Below are 2,549 nucleotides of genomic sequence, written 5' to 3' on the forward strand. Positions count from 1 at the left end.
TGCACATTTCGGATAAACGGAGCCCCTTTCCCGCGTTAGCGGTGTAAGAGGCTCGCACCAGCGGTGCGTTATCCGTTTGTTGTTACTTGTTAATAGGTTCCATATCTCTCATGTTCTTACCATTCATCTCCAAACGGTAGGCTCCACTAAGCATGCGTGCAAGGCACGCCTCTGCATAAGTATGATCCTGAAACATGTCATACCAGGCAGGTACAGGGAACTGAGAGATTACAAGGATAGATTTATGTGGATCTCTGCTGTCGAATACCTCAAATAAGTTTCGGCACTTATTAACATCCATGTTCATCAATCCAAAATCGTCAACGACAAGAAGATCATAGCCAGCGAACAGATTCAGTTCTTCTTGATAAGTGTCGAGTTTTTCTGCTTTGGACAACTCATTTATCAACTGGCTAGCCTTCATGTACCGGACTGTCTTGAACTGCCGCAAGGCACAAATACAAAGTGCATTGGCAAGGTAGCTTTTACCGGAACTGGTTTTTCCTGTTATGACAAGATTTTTTCCCTGTTCAATCCATTCACATTTGGAAAGTTCCTCTATGGTGCGCACATCCAGCTGTCGCTCCGGATTATAAAGCGTTTCATCCAGATCAGCAGCGGGATATTTCAAGGTTGCCTTTTTGATAAAACGATTCAGTTTCTTGGAATAGCGCAGATTCCATTCAGCATCCACGATACGCTGTATTTTTTCTCTGAATGGAAGAAGTTCTGCATTGGGATCTGCAAACACTTCCTCCAATGCTTCTGCCATACCGGAGAACCGCATACTTTTAAGCTTACTGCAGATTTCATAGTCCTCTGTGGAAAGTTGGTTTTTATTTATCATCGATACTCCTCCTTCCCTCGTAAGTTACTATGTTCTGGAAGTGAGGATGTAGTCGGTATCGAATGATTGTCCTGCATGTTTTTCAGGAGCTTTTTGAAATAAGAATACCTACAGGCATTACTTTCCACGCATGTTTTTGCGATATCTTCCAGCAAAAGTCTGGATTGATTCTTACACATATGAAGAATGCCGTTACAACTGTTATAGGCTTGTTCTTCGTGCTGAGGTGTAAGAAGCACGGAATCAATAAGTTTACCCATATATGGACCGATACTCGAGGCCCATCGTCTGTAATAAGCGCCATCTTTAGAATTCACTTCTTTGTAGTATTGATGCTCTGGAGCCATGTGCTCCGGCTTGGTGATGTATTTGGGAAAGTCCTTGTAGGATCTTCTATGGGTACAAATCAGCTTGTTATTCCGGTCGCAGATTCGTACCTCTGCCATTGTAGCCTTAAGAATTGCAGGCTGATTGTAATACGTGTACAATACTGAATAATAGTGGTCATCATACAACAGATGGTAATTATTCGGTACACGGGCAAAGTATTTATAATCACACAGCGAGAAGGATTCACCGGCAAGTGGCTTCATCTGTGGTTTGTCATATCGAAGGAAACTTTCTATCTTGGAAAGGGACTGGGAGGTCCTTTTCTCGTTGTTGATGTCCGCTATTTTTTGCCGTACATCACGATTGATATCTTCGATACTGTAGTAAACTTTTTCTTTCAGGTCTTCCAACAGATGTGTCTCCAGAAACTGAACGTACTTCTCCACCGTTGGTTTTCCCTTCGGCTTGCGAGGAGGTGGTGGAAGGATTACTACATCGTAGAAATTCTCTAAGTCCTGATAGACACTATTGATTACCAGTTCATCCTTAGTATGCTTGGTGATTGCAGTTTTTAAGTTGTCTGGTACGAGATATTTAGGCACTGCACCATAGAACTCCAATGCATGAACAGTACCGGCAATGAAGTTGGGCAGTTTTTCATTCTCAAAGGCTTCCGCATAAATAAGGTTGCTTACTCCAACAGTTGTAACAAAAAAATGTACCTTTTTTATTTCACCAGTTGATGAATCCACAAGAATTTCTGGTTGATCACCGACCCAGTCGATGTAAACCTTTTCTCCTGGAATCCGTTCCACAACCATGCTGACAGCTTCCGAGCCGTAATGCTTTTCAACGAAGCGTTTAAAATACAGACAATACTGTGTGTATTGATAACCGGAAGGACAGTCCTTCTTGTATTTCAGCCACAGATAAAAGAGATTTGCTTTGCTTCCTGGCATAGTTAGCCGCTCATAGACGGCTTGGTAATCAGGCATAACGGAATCATCTTTTCGGCGGAGGTTTTCGGGTGGAAAGAATAGATGTTCCACTTCCTCTGCCGACATTTGTTTCAGCGTATCAAGATCTTTGCCGGATTCTTTGAAGCGGTTCATGATCAGAGTAATTGTGCTACAGCCAACTTTGTATCGGCTACGGCAATCATCATAGGATATGCCACGCTGACGCATATCTATGATTCCAAGAATTGTAGTACAGTTTTGCATAATTGTATGCTCCTTTCTCGTTTGTTTTTACCACGAGAAAACTATACCACAATAAGTCTCACACCGATGTTCCGAGCAGGTACACCGGTGGAACAATATGCTCACACCGTTTCAAGCGAAATATTCACACCGGTCGGACGAAATTTGCA

At 42.6% G+C, this 2,549-nt stretch carries 2 protein-coding genes; both read right to left on the bottom strand.

The window, feature by feature from the left end:
- Positions 1–82: 82 nt before the first annotated feature.
- Positions 83–847, bottom strand: coding sequence for an ATP-binding protein (locus ACTQXY_RS15250; RefSeq protein WP_441660181.1), 765 nt, complete (start codon positions 845–847; stop codon positions 83–85).
- Complete coding sequence (locus tag ACTQXY_RS15255) at positions 844–2,400, bottom strand: Mu transposase domain-containing protein (protein ID WP_441660182.1); 1,557 nt, start codon at positions 2,398–2,400, stop codon at positions 844–846. Before ACTQXY_RS15255 ends, ACTQXY_RS15250 begins: the two co-directional genes overlap by 4 nt.
- Between the last annotated feature and the right edge of the window lie 149 nt (positions 2,401–2,549).

Origin of the sequence: Faecalimonas sp. LCP19S3_D12 (assembly GCF_052121495.1) — a bacterium.
Classification (GTDB): domain Bacteria; phylum Bacillota; class Clostridia; order Lachnospirales; family Lachnospiraceae; genus Faecalimonas.